The following is a 15,800-nucleotide window of genomic DNA, read 5'->3' on the forward strand; positions in this document are numbered from 1 at the left end:
ATGGCTAGCGTCAGTTGCATCTGAAATCTGGCAAGACGGAGTGTTACATGCGAATTCTGGTCACCGGCGCGAGTGGCTTCATTGGCGGGCGCTTTGCGCGTTTCGCTCTGGAGCAAGGCCTGGACGTGCGTGTCAGCGGCCGCCGTGCCGAAGGGGTCGAGCACCTGGTCAAGCGTGGCGCACAGTTCATCCCGGGCGATCTGGGGGACGCCGAGTTGGCCCGGCGTTTGTGTCAGGGTGTCGAAGCCGTGGTGCACTGCGCTGGCGCGGTGGGTAACTGGGGACGCTATCAGGAGTTCTACCAGGGCAACGTGGTGGTTACCGAAAACGTGGTCGAGGGCTGCCTGAAAGAGCATGTACGGCGCCTGGTGCACCTGTCTTCGCCGTCGATCTATTTCAATGGCCGTTCGCGTCTGGACATCCGTGAAGACCAGGTGCCGCGTCGCTTTCACGATCACTATGGGCAAACCAAGTACCTGGCCGAGCAGAAAGTGTTCGGTGCCCAGGAGTTCGGTCTGGAAGTGCTGGCGCTGCGCCCGCGCTTCGTCACCGGCGCTGGCGATGCCAGTATCTTTCCGCGGCTGATGCAAATGCAGCGCAAAGGGCGTGTGGCGATCATCGGCAACGGCCTGAACAAGGTCGATTTCACCAGTGTGCACAACCTCAACGAGGCGCTGCTAAGTGCATTGTTCGCTGATGATCGGGCGCTGGGCCAGGCTTACAACATAAGCAACGGTCAGCCACTGCCGCTGTGGGACGTGGTCAACTACGTGATGCGCCAGATGCAGCTTCCCCAGGTGACCCGCTACCGTTCCTATGGCCTTGCCTATAGCCTGGCCGCCCTGAACGAGGCGGCCTGCATGTTATGGCCAGGGCGCCCGCAACCGACCTTGTCGCGCCTGGGGATGCAGGTGATGAGCCGTGATTTCACCCTGGATATCAGCCGTGCCCGGCAGTATCTGGACTACCAGCCCAAGGTCAGCCTGTGGACGGCGGTGGATGAGTTCTGCAGCTGGTGGAAGCATTTGCCGCCCGGCTGACAATGGTCATCAATGCGCCGCGCTGGCGGTTTATACTCGTGCCTCTATGTGACTTCGGCGGTTGAATGTATCCATGCGTAACCATGTTCACGATGACTTTGATGACGTGCCAACTTTGCGGGCGGGAACGGTTGATGATGACGAACTGATGCCGGCGCATGTGATGCGCAGCCGCCAGAAAGCCGCCCGCGGGGCCAGCACGGCGCCGTTGTGGGCGTTGATCGGAGCCTCCTTCATCGCGTTGGCGGGCCTGGGCTGGTGGAGTTTCCAGCAGATCTCGCTGATGGAGCAGCAACTGGTGGCCACCCAGGAAAGCTTTGCCCGCATCAGTGAGGAGGCGGCTGGCCGCCTTCAGGCGATCAGTGGCAAGGTGGCGGCCACCGAGTCAGGCGCCACTACCAGCACTGAGGCATTGAAGCTACAGCTGCGCCAGTTGCAGAAGGGTGTTGCCGGTCAGACCGGCGACCTGGGCAAGCGTCTGGAGCAGGTGCTGGCCGATACGCGAGAACAGCAGAAGGCCGTGACCGAGCTGCAAAGCCAGTTGCAGGCGCAGTTGAAGCTGGTGAATGGCGAGCTGGCGGCGTTGCGTTCGGGTCAGGTCGATGGTGGCAAGCTGGATGCCCAGTTAAAGAGCCTGAACGAGCAGGTTGCCGCGCTGAAGGCTGCACAGGTTGATGGCGGCAAGCTGGACGGCCAGCTCAAGAGTTTGGGTGGCGAGGTGGCAGCACTGAAGAAGCAGGGCAACCCGAGTGCGGCTATCCAGAGCCTGGAGCAGGACATGGTCGTGCTCAAGAGCCAGATCGACAACCGCCCGGCTGCGGCGTCCTCCAGTGGTGCTTCGGTGAAGGAGTTCGATGCCTTCCGGGCGCAGATGACGCGTAACCTGAACACGCTGCAAAGCCAGATTCAGAACCTGCAGCAACAGATCAACGCTCGTCCGTGACATCAGCTGAGCCTTATTCGCAGGCACGCCCGCTCTCACAGGATCAAGAACAGCTTTCAAGCTTTTCGCCGTACCGGTGGGAGCGGGCGTGCCTGCGAACGGCTCTCGATCACAACCGCGGATAATCGATGTAACCCACCGGCCCCTTGCCATAGAAAGTTTCGGGATGTGCCTCGTTCAACGGCGCATCGGCTGCCAGCCGTGCCGGCAGGTCGGGGTTGGCGATGAACGGCACACCAAACGCCACGGCATCTGCTTTGCCACTGGCCAGGGCGGCATTGGCACTGGCCTTGTCGAAACGCTCGTTGACAATGTACGGGCCACCGAATGCCTCTTTGATCAGCGGCCCGATGCTGTCATCGGCTTCCCGCTCCCGCGAGCAGATAAAGGCGATGCCGCGCTTGCCCAGCTCTCGGGCCACATAGGTGAAGGTCTCGGCGCGGTCGGCGTCGCCCATGTCATGGGCGTCGGCACGCGGTGCCAGGTGCACACCTACGCGCTGCGCGCCCCACACTTCAATGGCCGCATCGGTCACCTCCAGCAGCAGGCGCGCGCGGTTCTCCAGCGAGCCGCCGTAACGGTCGGTGCGCTGGTTGGTGCTGCTTTGCAGGAACTGGTCGAGCAGGTAACCGTTGGCGCCATGGATCTCCACACCATCAAAACCGGCAGCCTTGGCATTTTCGGCACCGCTGCGGTAGGCCTCGACGATGTCGCTGATTTCTTCGGTTTCCAGTGCTCGTGGGGTGGGGTAGTCACTCAGTGGGCGCACCAGGCTCACATGGCCCTTGGGTTGGATCGCGCTGGGGGCTACAGGCAGTTCGCCATTCAGATAGCTGGGGTGGGAGATTCGGCCCACGTGCCACAGCTGCAGGAAGATACGTCCGCCTGCGGCATGTACGGCCTTTGTCACATTGTTCCAGCCACGGACCTGTTCATCGTTCCAGATGCCGGGGGTATCTGGGTAGCCGACGCCCATGGGGCTGACCGAAGTGGCCTCGCTGAGGATCAGCCCGGCGCTGGCACGCTGTACGTAGTATTCGGCCATCAGCGCATTGGGCACGCGGCCTTCATCGGCGCGGCAGCGGGTGAGCGGGGCCATGATGATACGGTTGGGCAGTTGCAGGTCGCCCAGTTTGATTGGATCGAAAAGCGTGGTCATAGCGGTTACCTGCCTTGTCAAAGTGCTTGGCGCAGTTGTTCGAGGAACGCCTGGATGGTGGCTTCGTCGCGTTTGAAAAAGTGCCATTGGCCAATCTTCTGGCTGCTGATAAGCCCGGCGCGCTGCAACGTGGCCAGGTGGGCAGAGACCGTCGACTGCGACAGGCCGCAGCGCTGGTCGATTTGCCCGGCACACACACCGTTTTCGGTGCTGTGGTACTGGTCTGGGAACTGGGTTGCCGGGTCTTTCAGCCAGCTGAGAATTTCTCGCCTGACCGGGTGGGCCAGTGCTTTTATGATTTCGTCGAGATCGAGTGGCATGGTTTGAGGCTCGCTGTAGCGGTATATCGCGATAGGACGAAATATAATTCGCTGAATTCCGATATACAAATACGAAGGCGTTCTGAGCTGAGTACGAATCGATATATCGCGTTATAACGATATGCTGGGCGGCGGTGCTAGACTGCGCTCATGAACTACCTCGCACACTTGCACCTGGGCGGTCCGGCGCCGCAACAACTGCTTGGCAGCCTTTATGGCGACTTTGTCAAAGGCTCGTTGGAAGGGCGCTTTCCGCCTGCGCTGGAGGCGGCCATCCGGCTGCACCGGCATATCGACAGTTACACCGACCAGCACCCGTTGGTGCTAGCGGCTCTGGCACGTTTTCCGCGCGAGCGGCGGCGCTTTGCCGGCATCGTTCTGGACGTGTTTTTCGACCATTGCCTGGCACGGCATTGGAGCCACTACGCCGAACAGCCGCTGGAGCAGTTCACTGGCGCGTTTTATCGGGTACTGCTGGCAGAGCCCGAGCTGCCTGGGCGGTTGGCGCGGATTGCGCCTTTCATGGCAGCGGATGACTGGCTAGGGGCGTATGGCGATTTTGCCACCTTGGAGCAGGTGTTCAACGGCATTGCCCGGCGCTTGTCACGGCCTGAGGGGATGGCCGGGGTGATGGTGGAACTGGAGCGACTGTATGAGCCGCTGCTGGCGGATTTTCGCGAGTTCTACCCGCAGCTGCAGGCGTTTGCGGCGGTAGGGCGGAGGTCTGACAGTTAGAGGTGTGTGGGTGATACTGGCCCCTTCGCGGGTAAACCCGGTCCTACGGGCAATGCGCTCGGTGTAGGAGCGGGTTCACCCGCGAAAGAGCCAGAACAGGCAGTACACGCATTCAGGCAGCCCGCGCCTGTCGACGTGGCGCCATCTCCACGTCTTCAACCCCAAACAGCGCCAGGTGAATCGCCTGTTGCGCCTGCAATGCCAGCACCGCACGTTCCTTGCCCACGCTACCGATAGGCTGCAGCAGGTGGATGCATACCTCGCCCCGCGGCAGGGCAAACAGGCGTATCAGGTGCGACACCAGGTCGTCTTCCCCAATGAACGGCGCTGCCGGGTCGATCTGGTCATCACGCAGGTACTGGATAGCGACTGGCTGCACTGCCACGCCACGGTCGATGGCACCTGCCAGCAGGCGGCCATGAAAGGTGCGCAACGTGCGGCCGCTGGTAGTGGTGCCTTCGGGGAATATCAGCAGCGGGCGGGCCAGACCCAGTTGCCCGGCGATCTGTTCGCGCAGGCGCTGGCTGTCGCCACCACCACGGCGAATGAACAGCGTGCCGGCCTTTTCCGCCAACCAGCCGGCCACCGGCCAATGGCGAACTTCGGCCTTGGACAGGAAAGACAGCGGCGTGAGCATGCCAAGCAGGGGTATGTCGGTCCAGGAAACATGGTTGCTGACCCACAGCATCGGCCGCTGTGGAAGTTCGCCAACTACCTTCACGTCGAAGGGTAGGGCGGCGACCAGGCGCTTCATGAACAGGCAGGTCCAGCGCTGGCGCCGTTCGATCGGCGCCTTGAAGCCCAAGCGTTCTCCCAAGGCGATGATGCTGGCCATCAGCATGCCCTGCGTCAGCACCAGCAGCAGTCGGATGAGGCGGGCCAGTACCCGCAACTTCGGCATCAGACCGCCGCCTTGAAGTGGCGGGCGTAGCGTGGGCACAGCTCGTCGCGTTTTAGCAGGATGAACACGTCAGCCACCTGGAAATCCTCGTCCCAGCATGGCTCGCCGCAAATCTTCGCGCCCAGGCGCATGTAAGCCTTGAGCAGCGGTGGCATTTCGGCAATGACGTTGTTGGGCAGGGCCAGTTTCGGCAGCGGGTTCTTCGGCTCGGCTCGCAGGTGTTCGGTGCACAGGTAGCGCTCACGCAGGCGCTGCATCACTGCATGGGCCTGTACGCCGCCGTCCTGCATGGGGATGCTGGCGCAGCCCATCAGATAGCTGTAGCGGCCCTCGTTGAGCACCTCGGCCAGTTCACCCCAGAGCACGGCGATGGTGCCGCCGTTGCGGTAGTCGGGGGCCACGCAGGTCCGGCCCAGCTCGAGGATCGGGCCTTGCAGCTGCAACAGGCCGTGCAGGCTGAACTCTTCTTCGCTGTAGAAGCGGCCCAGGCTGCTGGCGGCCTGATGATCGAGCAGGCGGGTGGTGGCAACCAGTTCGCCGGTGCTCAGGTCGCGTACACCAATGTGGCGGCAGTGCACGTCGTAGTCGTCCATGTCCAGGCCTTGCTCGGCACCTTTGAGCTTGGCCTTGAATTCTGCGCTGAATACTCTGTAGCGCAAGGCTTGGGCTTCTTGCAGCGCCGCGGCGCCAACCAGGCGTTCGGCTTGCAGACGGCGTTCAGTGCTGTAGTCGCCAGCGGTAGCGATCCGAGTCATTACGAGTCTCCATAAGCCAGCCAAGAAGGGTTGCGGCCGGTCGGCTTTGTTGTGCAAAGTCAGCCTAGGTAGACCCAGTGTCACCCCTGTGAATCTTTGGTGATGCTTGCGTGACACACCCTGAGCCTTAACTGAAAGCCCTCCAGCAAGGAGCTGTGCCATGGCCTGGTTGCAACGACTCAACGATCCGCTTCGCCTCGCGCCGACAGGCACCCTGGGCGAAACCTACGCCGCGCTGCTTGAGCGCCTCGGCCCGGTTGCCCCGTTCGAACTGGCGGTACTGGGCGGGCGTGCAATGGCCACCCCGGGCCTGGCCTTCCTGGTGGGTTACCAGGCTGCCCTTCGCGTGCTGTGGCCCAGTGCGCCGCACAGCCTTGGCGCCTTGTGTGCCACCGAGCGGCGCAGCGTGCGGCCGGCAGACATGCACACACGGCTGGATGCTCTGCGGCTGTCGGGTTGCAAAGACTTCGTTACTGCTGGCCTGGAGGCGGAGTGGTTGCTGGTGGCTGCGCGTAGCGAAGCGGCTGGCGCTGCGCCGCAACTGAGCCTGGCGGTGGTTTACCCCGGGGAGCCGGGGGTTACACTGGAGCCATTGCCAACTCTGCCGCTGATGCCGGAAGTCGGCCATGGCCGATTGCTGCTGGAGCAGGCATCGTGCGAGTTGCTGGCCGGTGACGGTTGGGATGCCTATGTGAAGCCGTTCCGTTCGCTGGAGGATTTGTATGTGCTCACGGCGCTGACCGCTTGGTTATATGGCGTGGGACAAGAGTGCGCCTGGCCGCAGGGGTTGCGCCTGCAGTTGCTTGGGCTGTTGGCCGGCTGTGCCGAGGGTAGCCGCCAGTGTGCCGATAGCATGGGTTGTCACTTGTTGCTGGGCGGGTTGTTTGCGCAGTTCCAGGCGTTGCGGGGGGAGATAGATGCGGCGTTGGCGACAGGGCCGGTACATTGGGCGCAAATCTGGCAGCGTGACCAGGGGGTGATGGCGCTGGCGGCGTCGGCGCGGGAGAAGCGGCTGAACAAGGCTTGGGTTGCTGCGGGCTTGTCATGAATGGCTGACAGGTATGTATGAGCCGATGAGTTGCGGCGTGGTACCTGTGGAAGCGGGTTTACGTGCAAAGAGGCCGGTGAAGGCATCGGAAAACCTGAAAGGCATTTCCTTTTATCGCGCTTGATCCCCGCAAATCCCGGCCGTTGACGTATCATTGGCCGCCTGACGGCAACCCCTCCAGGATCGCTTGCGCATGCTCGCCCTTCTTATCCAGACCCTGAACATCACGGCGCCGGTATTCGCCATGCTGTTCATGGGCGTCCTGCTCAAACGCATACACTTGATCGACGACAACTTCAACCGTGTCGCCTCGCAGCTGGTGTTCAACGTCTGCATGCCGGCGCTGCTGTTCCTCGGCATCTACCACGCCGACCTGGCCGCAGCGGTCAAGCCCGGTGTCCTCCTGTATTTCATCGTCGCCACCCTGGCCGGTTTCGGCATTGCCTGGGGCATGGCCATCTGGCGCAGCCCGATGGCCGACCGGGGCATCTATACCCAGGGCGCCTTCCGCGGCAACAACGGTGTGATCGGCCTGGCCCTGGCCGCCAGCCTGTACGGTGACTATGGCATTTCCCTGGGGGCGGTGCTCGCAGGCCTGGTCATCCTCATGTACAACTCGCTGTCAGCGGTGGTACTGGCGGTGTACAGCCCGGACCTCAAGTCCGATCCGTGGAGTATCTGCAAGAGCATTTTCAGCAACCCGCTGATCATCAGCGTGCTGGTGGCCGCACCGATGGCTTACGGTCAGGTGCCGCTGCCTAACTGGTTGCTGACCTCGGGTGACTACCTGGCACAGATGACCCTGCCGCTGGCGCTGATCTGTATCGGTGGCACGCTGTCACTGGCAGCGCTGCGTAACTGTGGCCGGCTGGCCATCGATGCCAGCCTCGTGAAAATGCTCTGGCTGCCGCTGCTCGGCACCCTTGGGGCCTGGTTTTGCGGGTTTCGCGGGGCGGAGCTGGGCATCCTGTTCCTGTACATGGGCAGCCCGACCGCTGCAGCCAGCTACGTGATGGCGCGGGCGGCCAACGGCAATCATGAACTGGCCGCGTCGATCATCGTGATTACCACGCTAATGGCGGCGATCACCACCAACATTGGTATTTTCATCTTGCAGTGGGGCGGATGGATCTAGATCCTTGACTGCAAATAACAGCAACAACACTGCCTCACTGAGCTAAAGGACACTTCATGCAAGACCAGAGCACGCCCGAGCGGTTACAGCGCGGGCTGAAGAATCGCCATATCCAGCTGATCGCGCTGGGCGGGGCCATCGGTACCGGCTTGTTCCTGGGCATTGCCCAGACCATTCAGTTGGCCGGCCCCTCCGTGTTGCTGGGCTACGCCATCGCCGGCCTGATGGCCTTCCTGATCATGCGCCAGCTGGGCGAAATGGTGGTGGAAGAGCCGGTCGCCGGCAGCTTCAGCCACTTCGCCCACCAATACTGGAGCGAGTTTGCCGGCTTTGTCTCAGGCTGGAATTACTGGGTGGTGTACGTGCTGGTCGGCATGGCCGAGCTGACGGCGGTAGGTATCTACGTGCAGTACTGGTGGCCGGACTTCCCCACCTGGGCCACGGCGGCGATCTTCTTCGTGGTGATCAACCTGATCAACCTGACCCAGGTAAAGGTCTATGGCGAGATGGAGTTCTGGTTCGCCCTGGTCAAGGTGGTAGCGATCGTCAGCATGATCGGCTTTGGTGCCTGGTTGCTGGGCAGCGGTCATGGTGGCCCGGATGCCAGCGTGGCCAACCTGTGGCAGTACGGCGGCTTCTTCCCTAACGGCGTCACTGGTCTGGTAATGGCCCTGGCGGTGATCATGTTCTCGTTCGGTGGCCTGGAGCTGGTCGGCATCACGGCTGCCGAGGCTGACAACCCGCGCCAGAGCATCCCCAAGGCCACCAACCAGGTGGTGTACCGCATCCTGATTTTCTACATCGGTGCCTTGGCAGTGCTGTTGTCGCTGTACCCTTGGCAGAAGGTGGTGCAGGGCGGCAGCCCGTTCGTGATGATCTTCCACGAACTGGACAGCGACCTGGTGGCGACCATCCTCAATATCGTGGTGTTGACGGCTGCGCTCTCGGTGTACAACAGCTGTGTGTACGCCAATAGCCGTATGCTGTTCGGCCTGGCTAGCCAGGGCGATGCGCCGCGTCAGTTGCTGAAGGTAAGCCGTAGCGGTGTGCCGCTGACCGCGCTGGGCGTCTCGGCCTTTGCGACCGGCCTGTGCGTGCTGATCAACTACCTGATGCCGGGTGGGGCCTTTGGCTTGCTGATGGCGTTGGCGGTGTCTGCGCTGGTAATCAACTGGGCGAGCATCAGCATCACCCACCTGAAGTTCCGCAAGGCCAAGCTGGCTGCCGGCATCACCCCTTTCTACAGAAGCCTGGGGCACCCACTGACCAACTACCTGTGCCTGGCATTCATTGTGCTGATCCTGGTGGTGATGTACCTGACGCCGCCAATTCGCATCTCGGTAATGCTGATCCCGGCATGGATCGCTGTGCTGTGGCTCGCCTTCAAGATGAAGAAGGCGCGCCAGGCCAAGGGCTGATCGGGTTTGTTCGTAAGGGGTATGCCGTTAGGTTTTCGGTGTCTGTGAGATCGAGCGCCGCGCGGGTGGCGCTCGATCTCACAGGCGATGAAAGCCTAAAGGCATGCGTCTGGCGGCCCTGACGCGTGCCACTTCCATGCCTTTCAATGCTGCCTCCGCCAGGCACGCACGGTGGTGTACAGCAGCACTGTGGCGAGCACCGGCAGTACATAGAACAGCATCAATCGCTCCAGGCGGCCAGCCAGCGGCATACCCATGGTAAAAGCCGCCACATGAAGGCCGTAGGCCAGGTACAGGCAAAGAAACACCAGGCCTTCGGCGCGAGTGATGCGGTAACCGGAATAGAACACTGGCAGGCTCAGTACGGCAACGCCGAGCATTACAGGCAGATCGAAAGACAGCGCGTTAGGCGAAATCGACAGTGGCTCCGGGGTGATCAGTGCGGTCAGGCCCAATACGGCCAGCAGGTTGAACAGGTTGCTGCCGATCACCGTGCCCACCGCGATCTCCCGTTCGCCACGCAAGGCGGCGATCAGCGCAGCGGCCAGTTCCGGCAGGGAGGTGCAGATGGCAACCACCGTCAGGCCGATGATGCGCTCGGACAGGCCCAGGTCGGTGGCCACCTCGATGGCAGCTTCCAGTAACAAGTGGCCCGCCAGGCTCAGCAGGCCAAGGCCGACCAGTACCTGCAGCAGCGTACCTGCCCAGAAGCGCCCGGCACCTGACCTGGCGGCGTCCGGGGCAGGGTAGGTGCGTGCGTAGTGGCGCGACTGGTGCCAGAGCATGGCCAGGTAACCGGCCAGCCCAAGCAATAACAGTGCCCCTTCAACCCTGCCCAGGCGGGCATTGGCGGACAGTGCATACACCAGCCCGCTGGCGACGATCATCAATGGAATGTCCAGGCGCACCAGCTGGCGTGACACCCGCAGCGGGATGATCAGTGCGGCCAGGCCGAGAATGACCAGTACGTTGAAGATGTTGCTGCCTATCACGCTGCCTACTGCCACATCCGGCGCGCCCTGGTAGGCAGCCTGGAGGCTGACGGTCAATTGTGGCGCGGTGCTGCCGAAGGCCACCAGGCTCAGGCCTATGATCAGCGGACGAACATGCAGGCGTTGCGCCAGGCGCAAAGCGGAGCGCACCAGTAACTCGGCGCCGCCGACCAGCAACAGCAGGGCAACGCCCATTTGCAGCAGGCTAAAAGTGGGAAGGGTGGCCAGGTCGAAAATGGTCGGACTCCTGTCGCGTCAGTCGCTAAGCCCTTGTACCCGCACGCGCGCTGTTCCGCTACGGAGCATGCCGATTTTTTCTGCTGCTGCGCGAGACAGGTCGATCAGGCGGCCGCGGGTGTGCGGGCCACGGTCGTTGATACGTACCACCACACTGCGCTGGTTGGCCATGTTGGTGACCAGTACACGCGTGCCGAAAGGCAGGCTGCGGTGGGCGGCGGTAAGGCCGTGCTGGTTGAACGGTTCGCCACTGGCGGTGCGTTTACCGTGGTGGCGCGACCCGTAGTAGGAAGCGGTGCCCGTTTGGTCGTAACCGCGGGGGTCGATGTCATGGCTGGCGCAGCCGGCCAGGAAAGAAAACAGGGCGAGGGTGCCGAGGGATCGTTTTAGCAAGTCAGGTGCTCTCCGGTGCGGCCATTCGCGGGTAAACCCGCTCCTACAGGTGAAGCGCTGGCTTGTGTAGGAGCGGCTTCAACCGCGAACGAGGGCGAAGCCCTCGCAGCATTACAGGGGGAAAATCATCACCCTTCGAGCTTGGCCTTGAGCAATTGGTTCACCTGCCCCGGGTTGGCCTTGCCTTTGGAGGCTTTCATGGCCTGGCCGACGAAGAAGCCGAACATCTTGCCGCGCTTGGCCTCATCGGCTGCACGATACTGTTCGACCTGCTCGGCATTGGCTGCCAGCATTTCGTCGAGCATCTTGTCGATCGCCCCGGTGTCGGTAACCTGTTTCAGGCCTTTGCTCTCGATGATGCTGTCAGCATCGCCTTCACCGGCGGCCATGGCCTCGAACACGGTCTTGGCAATCTTGCCGCTGATGGTGTTGTCACGAATGCGCAGCAGCATGCCGCCCAGCTGCGCGGCGCTGACCGGCGCCTGATCGATTTCGACACCCAGCTTGTTCAGCAGGCTGCCCAGTTCGACCATGACCCAGTTGGCCGCCAGCTTGGCATCCCCCCCGATCTTCACCACTTCTTCGAAGTAGTCTGCCTGTTCGCGGCTGGAAGCCAATACGTTGGCGTCGTAGGCCGACAGGCCGTACTGGCTCTGGAAACGCTCGACCTTCTGTGGGGGCAGTTCCGGCAGGCCGGCGCGGATGGTTTCGAGGAAGCTGTCCTCGATGACCACCGGCAGCAGGTCCGGATCGGGGAAGTAACGGTAGTCGTTAGCTTCCTCTTTGCTGCGCATGGAGCGGGTTTCGTCACGGTTCGGGTCGTACAGGCGGGTCTCCTGCACCACTTTGCCACCGTCTTCGATCAGGTCGATCTGGCGCTGGATTTCGCTGTTGATCGCGCGCTCGATGAAGCGGAACGAGTTGACGTTCTTGATTTCGCAGCGAGTGCCGAACTCGGTCTGGCCTTTCGGGCGGATCGATACGTTGCAGTCGCAGCGCAGCGAACCTTCGGCCATGTTGCCGTCGCAGATGCCCAGGTAGCGCACCAGCGCGTGGATCGCCTTGACGTAGGCGACGGCTTCCTTGGCGCTGCGCATGTCAGGCTCGGAGACGATTTCCAGCAGCGGGGTGCCGGCACGGTTCAGGTCGATACCGGTGGAACCGCTGAAGTCTTCGTGCAGGCTCTTGCCGGCGTCCTCTTCAAGGTGCGCGCGAGTTACGCCGATGCGCTTGATGGTGCCGTCTTCCAGCGCGATGTCCAGGTGGCCCTTGCCGACGATCGGCAGGTCCATCTGGCTGATCTGGTAGCCCTTGGGCAGGTCCGGGTAGAAGTAGTTTTTTCGTGCGAACACGTTGCGCTTGCCGATCTCGGCATCGATGGCCAGGCCGAACATGCACGCCATGCGCACGGCTTCCTCGTTCAGCACCGGCAGTACACCGGGCATGCCCAGGTCAACCAGGCTGGCCTGAGTATTCGGCTCGGAGCCAAAGGTGGTAGCGCTGCCGGAGAAGATCTTCGACTGGGTGGCGAGCTGAGTGTGAATTTCCAGCCCGATCACAACTTCCCATTGCATGTGTGAATTCCTCAGAAGCCGTTGGGGGCGCGGGTGTGCCAGTCGGTCACCTGCTGGTAGCGGTGCGCGACGTTAAGCAGGCGGCCTTCCTGGAAGTACGGCGCCAGCAGCTGCACGCCGACCGGCAGGCCGTCGACGAAGCCCGCAGGCATCGACAGGCCTGGCAGGCCCGCCAGGTTGGCGGTGATGGTGTAGACGTCTTCGAGATACGCGGCAACCGGGTCGCTGCTCTTGGCGCCAAGCTTCCAGGCCGGGTTTGGCGTGGTCGGGCCGAGAATCAGGTCGACATCGTTGAAGGCGGCCATGAAGTCGTTCTTGATCAGGCGGCGGATTTGCTGCGCCTTCACGTAGTAGGCGTCGTAGTAACCGGCCGACAGGGCGTAGGTCCCGACCATGATGCGGCGCTGTACTTCAGCGCCGAAGCCTTCGCCGCGTGAGCGCTTGTACAGGTCGGTGAGGTCTTTGGGCTCTTCGCAGCGGTAGCCGAAGCGTACGCCGTCGAAACGCGACAGGTTGGAAGAGGCTTCAGCCGGGGCGATCACGTAGTAGGCCGGAATGGCATGCTGCATGTTCGGCAGGCTGATTTCCTTGACCACTGCACCGAGCTTTTCCAGCTCTTTGACGCTGGCCTGGACCAGGTCGGCGATGCGGGGGTCGAGGCCGGCGCCGAAGTACTCTTTCGGCAGGCCGATGCGCAGGCCCTGCAACGAAGCGTTCAGGCTGGCGCTGTAGTCCGGCACCGGTTCTTCGATGCTGGTGGAATCCTTGGCATCAAAGCCGGCCATGCCTTGCAGCAGCAGCGCGCAGTCCTCGGCGGTGCGGGCCAGCGGGCCGCCTTGGTCGAGGCTGGAGGCGTAGGCGATCATGCCCCAGCGTGACACACGACCGTACGTTGGCTTGAGGCCGGTGAGGTTGGTCAGTGCCGCGGGTTGGCGGATCGAGCCGCCGGTGTCGGTGCCCGTGGTGGCGGGCAGCAGGCGCGCGGCCACTGCAGCGGCCGAACCACCGGACGAGCCGCCCGGAACGTGCTCAAGGTTCCATGGGTTTTTCACCGCGCCGTAATGGCTGGATTCGTTGGCCGAACCCATGGCGAACTCGTCCATGTTGGTCTTGCCCAGGGTGACCATGCCGGCTTCGGCCAGCTTGGCGACCACCGTGGCGTCATAGGGCGCCTTGAAGTTGTCGAGCATCTTCGAGCCGCAGCTGGTGCGTACGCCGTTGGTGCAGAACAGGTCTTTGTGGGCAATCGGTGCACCCAGCAGCGCGCCGGTTTCGCCAGCGGCGCGCCGGGCATCGGCGGCACGCGCCTGGCCCAGGGCCAGGTCGTCGGTGATGCTGATGAAGCTGTTGATCTGTGGGTCGAGCTGTTTGATGCGCGCCAGCAGCGCGCCAGTCAGCTCTTCGGAAGAAAACGATTTGTCGGCGAGTCCGCGGGCGATCTCGGCCAGGGTCAATTGATGCATGGCAGGCTCTATCCCTTACTCGATGACTTTGGGAACCAGGTACAGACCGCTTTCGGTCGACGGCGCAATGGCCTGGTAGGCGTCGCGCTGGTTGCTTTCGGTGACTTGGTCGGGACGCAGGCGCTGGCTGGCCTCCAGCGGGTGGGCCAGGGGCTCGATGCCAGTGGTATCGACCGCTTGCATCTGGTCGACCAGGCCGAGAATGCTGTTCAGGGCGTCAGTAATGCGTGGCAGTTCGCCATCATTCAGGCCCAGGCGGGCCAGATGGGCGATCTTTTCCACGTCGCAGCGTTCAAGCGCCATGAGGATCTCCAAGGGAAACAAAGAACGGAATTTGGGTCCGCAGTGAGGAACATGTCAGCTTTCTGGCGGTCTAACGGCCGCGAAATTCTGCTGGCGTGCTCGGAAAAACAGCCAATTTAACATATTGGCTCCTTGCCCAAAATCCCTGCCATTGTTAGAGTTTGCCGCACTTTTTTACCCACGCTTTCCCCAGGGTCACTTTCCCATGTTCAAGAAACTGCGTGGCATGTTTTCCAGCGATCTTTCTATCGACCTGGGTACTGCCAACACCCTTATTTACGTGCGTGAGCGCGGTATCGTCCTGAATGAGCCCTCGGTTGTTGCCATCCGTACCCATGGCAACCAGAAAAGCGTCGTCGCCGTCGGTACCGAAGCCAAACGCATGCTGGGCCGTACGCCTGGCAACATTGCAGCCATTCGTCCGATGAAGGACGGCGTCATCGCCGACTTCAGCGTCTGCGAAAAAATGTTGCAATATTTTATCAACAAGGTTCACGAGAACAGCTTCCTGCAGCCAAGCCCGCGCGTGCTGATCTGCGTGCCGTGCAAGTCGACCCAGGTCGAGCGTCGCGCCATCCGCGAGTCGGCCCTCGGTGCGGGTGCCCGTGAAGTGTTCCTGATCGAAGAGCCGATGGCCGCTGCCATCGGTGCAGGGCTGCCGGTTGAAGAGGCCCGCGGTTCCATGGTCGTCGATATCGGTGGTGGTACCACTGAAATCGCCCTGATCTCGCTGAACGGCGTGGTCTATGCCGAGTCCGTCCGTGTGGGCGGTGACCGCTTCGACGAAGCCATCGTTACCTACGTGCGCCGCAACTACGGCAGCTTGATCGGCGAATCCACCGCCGAGCGTATCAAGCAGGAAATCGGTACTGCCTACCCAGGTGGCGAAGTACGTGAAGTCGACGTACGTGGTCGTAACCTGGCCGAAGGCGTACCGCGTGCCTTCACCCTGAACTCCAACGAAGTGCTCGAAGCGCTGCAGGAATCGCTGGCGACCATCGTCCAGGCGGTCAAGAGCGCCCTCGAGCAATCGCCGCCGGAGCTTGCTTCGGACATCGCCGAGCGCGGCCTGGTGCTGACCGGTGGTGGTGCGCTGCTGCGTGACCTCGACAAACTGCTGGCCCAGGAAACCGGCCTGCCGGTAATCGTTGCCGAGGACCCGCTGACCTGCGTCGCCCGTGGCGGCGGTCGCGCCCTGGAAATGATGGACAAGCACGCGATGGACCTGCTCTCCAGCGAGTGATCACGCTTGCTGTTCACGAGCGCCCGGTTTACAGGTAGTACGCACAGTGCTACCTGTATGTGCTGCGCTGGTGCCCGTTTGGGGCGCCGTAACCGTCAATCCGCAACCAGGCTGGTGCGTTGTCCCATGTCCAATGACCTC

The 15,800-nt window shown here is 62.3% G+C and carries 16 protein-coding genes; 7 read left to right on the forward strand and 9 right to left on the reverse strand.

The window, feature by feature from the left end; genetic code table 11:
• Window positions 1–47 precede the first annotated feature (47 nt).
• Both GST84_05015 and GST84_05020 read left to right on the forward strand, forming a co-directional pair.
• Window positions 48–1,040 carry an NAD-dependent epimerase/dehydratase family protein gene (locus tag GST84_05015; protein XGB11751.1) on the forward strand — a complete coding sequence of 331 codons (993 nt, stop codon included), beginning with the start codon at window positions 48–50 and terminating at the stop codon, window positions 1,038–1,040.
• A gap of 73 nt (window positions 1,041–1,113) precedes the next feature.
• Window positions 1,114–1,983, forward strand: coding sequence for an ATPase (locus GST84_05020; protein ID XGB11752.1), 870 nt, complete (start codon window positions 1,114–1,116; stop codon window positions 1,981–1,983).
• A 109-nt stretch (window positions 1,984–2,092) separates the two neighbouring features.
• Here the strand turns inward: GST84_05020 and GST84_05025 are convergent, their stop codons facing one another.
• On the reverse strand, window positions 2,093–3,142 hold the full coding sequence (locus tag GST84_05025; protein ID XGB11753.1) for an alkene reductase: 1,050 nt from the start codon (window positions 3,140–3,142) through the stop codon (window positions 2,093–2,095).
• Between the two features lie 17 nt (window positions 3,143–3,159).
• Window positions 3,160–3,462: a helix-turn-helix domain-containing protein gene (locus GST84_05030; protein ID XGB11754.1), complete on the reverse strand. Its 303-nt coding sequence runs from the start codon at window positions 3,460–3,462 to the stop codon at window positions 3,160–3,162.
• Window positions 3,463–3,612: 150 nt separating this feature from the next.
• On the opposite strand from GST84_05030, the gene GST84_05035 reads away from it, so the two are divergent.
• Entirely contained in the window at window positions 3,613–4,197 is a 585-nt protein-coding gene (locus tag GST84_05035; GenBank protein XGB11755.1) for a DUF479 domain-containing protein, read from the forward strand.
• A gap of 112 nt (window positions 4,198–4,309) precedes the next feature.
• Here the strand turns inward: GST84_05035 and GST84_05040 are convergent, their stop codons facing one another.
• Entirely contained in the window at window positions 4,310–5,098 is a 789-nt protein-coding gene (locus GST84_05040) for a 1-acyl-sn-glycerol-3-phosphate acyltransferase (protein ID XGB11756.1), read from the reverse strand.
• The gene (locus tag GST84_05045; protein XGB11757.1) at window positions 5,098–5,853 is read right to left on the reverse strand and encodes a GNAT family N-acetyltransferase; all 756 of its coding nucleotides are present in this window, start codon (window positions 5,851–5,853) and stop codon (window positions 5,098–5,100) included. Before GST84_05045 ends, GST84_05040 begins: the two co-directional genes overlap by 1 nt.
• Before the next feature lie 160 nt (window positions 5,854–6,013).
• On the opposite strand from GST84_05045, the gene GST84_05050 reads away from it, so the two are divergent.
• From GST84_05050 to GST84_05060, 3 genes are all read left to right on the forward strand, one after another.
• Window positions 6,014–6,901 (forward strand): acyl-CoA dehydrogenase, encoded by an 888-nt coding sequence (locus GST84_05050; protein XGB11758.1) that lies wholly within the window; start codon window positions 6,014–6,016, stop codon window positions 6,899–6,901.
• Window positions 6,902–7,094: 193 nt separating this feature from the next.
• Window positions 7,095–8,036 (forward strand): AEC family transporter, encoded by a 942-nt coding sequence (locus GST84_05055; GenBank protein XGB11759.1) that lies wholly within the window; start codon window positions 7,095–7,097, stop codon window positions 8,034–8,036.
• Between the two features lie 56 nt (window positions 8,037–8,092).
• Entirely contained in the window at window positions 8,093–9,454 is a 1,362-nt protein-coding gene (locus GST84_05060) for an amino acid permease (protein ID XGB11760.1), read from the forward strand.
• 143 nt (window positions 9,455–9,597) lie between these two features.
• Here the strand turns inward: GST84_05060 and GST84_05065 are convergent, their stop codons facing one another.
• The 5 genes from GST84_05065 to gatC all read right to left on the reverse strand — a co-directional run bounded on the left by GST84_05065 (window position 9,598) and on the right by gatC (window position 14,416).
• A complete protein-coding gene (locus GST84_05065) occupies window positions 9,598–10,641 on the reverse strand; it encodes a calcium/sodium antiporter (protein XGB11761.1) in 1,044 nt (347 codons plus the stop codon).
• Between the two features lie 60 nt (window positions 10,642–10,701).
• Window positions 10,702–11,076 (reverse strand): septal ring lytic transglycosylase RlpA family protein, encoded by a 375-nt coding sequence (locus GST84_05070; GenBank protein XGB11762.1) that lies wholly within the window; start codon window positions 11,074–11,076, stop codon window positions 10,702–10,704.
• A gap of 128 nt (window positions 11,077–11,204) precedes the next feature.
• Window positions 11,205–12,650, reverse strand: coding sequence for an Asp-tRNA(Asn)/Glu-tRNA(Gln) amidotransferase subunit GatB (gene gatB / locus GST84_05075; protein ID XGB11763.1), 1,446 nt, complete (start codon window positions 12,648–12,650; stop codon window positions 11,205–11,207).
• 11 nt (window positions 12,651–12,661) lie between these two features.
• Entirely contained in the window at window positions 12,662–14,113 is a 1,452-nt protein-coding gene (gatA, locus tag GST84_05080; GenBank protein XGB11764.1) for an Asp-tRNA(Asn)/Glu-tRNA(Gln) amidotransferase subunit GatA, read from the reverse strand.
• Between the two features lie 15 nt (window positions 14,114–14,128).
• The gene (gatC, locus tag GST84_05085; GenBank protein ID XGB11765.1) at window positions 14,129–14,416 is read right to left on the reverse strand and encodes an Asp-tRNA(Asn)/Glu-tRNA(Gln) amidotransferase subunit GatC; all 288 of its coding nucleotides are present in this window, start codon (window positions 14,414–14,416) and stop codon (window positions 14,129–14,131) included.
• 205 nt (window positions 14,417–14,621) lie between these two features.
• On the opposite strand from gatC, the gene GST84_05090 reads away from it, so the two are divergent.
• Window positions 14,622–15,659: an MreB/Mrl family cell shape determining protein gene (locus GST84_05090; protein ID XGB11766.1), complete on the forward strand. Its 1,038-nt coding sequence runs from the start codon at window positions 14,622–14,624 to the stop codon at window positions 15,657–15,659.
• The last annotated feature ends 141 nt before the right edge of the window (window positions 15,660–15,800 follow it).

It is taken from the genome of Pseudomonas putida (assembly GCA_041879295.1).
GTDB classification, from domain to species: Bacteria; Pseudomonadota; Gammaproteobacteria; order Pseudomonadales; family Pseudomonadaceae; genus Aquipseudomonas; species Aquipseudomonas putida_Y.

Excerpts from the sequence above, each read along its gene's own strand:
- GST84_05015 (XGB11751.1), top strand. The coding sequence starts at position 48 with ATGCGAATTCTGGTCACCGGCGCGAGTGGCTTCATTGGCGGGCGCTTT.
- GST84_05055 (XGB11759.1), top strand. The coding sequence starts at position 7,095 with ATGCTCGCCCTTCTTATCCAGACCCTGAACATCACGGCGCCGGTATTC.
- GST84_05050 (XGB11758.1), top strand. The coding sequence starts at position 6,014 with ATGGCCTGGTTGCAACGACTCAACGATCCGCTTCGCCTCGCGCCGACA.
- gatA (XGB11764.1), bottom strand. The coding sequence starts at position 14,113 with ATGCATCAATTGACCCTGGCCGAGATCGCCCGCGGACTCGCCGACAAA.
- GST84_05065 (XGB11761.1), bottom strand. The coding sequence starts at position 10,641 with ATGGGCGTTGCCCTGCTGTTGCTGGTCGGCGGCGCCGAGTTACTGGTG.
- GST84_05045 (XGB11757.1), bottom strand. The coding sequence starts at position 5,853 with ATGACTCGGATCGCTACCGCTGGCGACTACAGCACTGAACGCCGTCTG.
- GST84_05090 (XGB11766.1), top strand. The coding sequence starts at position 14,622 with ATGTTCAAGAAACTGCGTGGCATGTTTTCCAGCGATCTTTCTATCGAC.
- GST84_05040 (XGB11756.1), bottom strand. The coding sequence starts at position 5,098 with ATGCCGAAGTTGCGGGTACTGGCCCGCCTCATCCGACTGCTGCTGGTG.
- GST84_05030 (XGB11754.1), bottom strand. The coding sequence starts at position 3,462 with ATGCCACTCGATCTCGACGAAATCATAAAAGCACTGGCCCACCCGGTC.
- GST84_05060 (XGB11760.1), top strand. The coding sequence starts at position 8,093 with ATGCAAGACCAGAGCACGCCCGAGCGGTTACAGCGCGGGCTGAAGAAT.
- GST84_05020 (XGB11752.1), top strand. The coding sequence starts at position 1,114 with ATGCGTAACCATGTTCACGATGACTTTGATGACGTGCCAACTTTGCGG.
- GST84_05035 (XGB11755.1), top strand. The coding sequence starts at position 3,613 with ATGAACTACCTCGCACACTTGCACCTGGGCGGTCCGGCGCCGCAACAA.
- gatB (XGB11763.1), bottom strand. The coding sequence starts at position 12,650 with ATGCAATGGGAAGTTGTGATCGGGCTGGAAATTCACACTCAGCTCGCC.
- gatC (XGB11765.1), bottom strand. The coding sequence starts at position 14,416 with ATGGCGCTTGAACGCTGCGACGTGGAAAAGATCGCCCATCTGGCCCGC.
- GST84_05025 (XGB11753.1), bottom strand. The coding sequence starts at position 3,142 with ATGACCACGCTTTTCGATCCAATCAAACTGGGCGACCTGCAACTGCCC.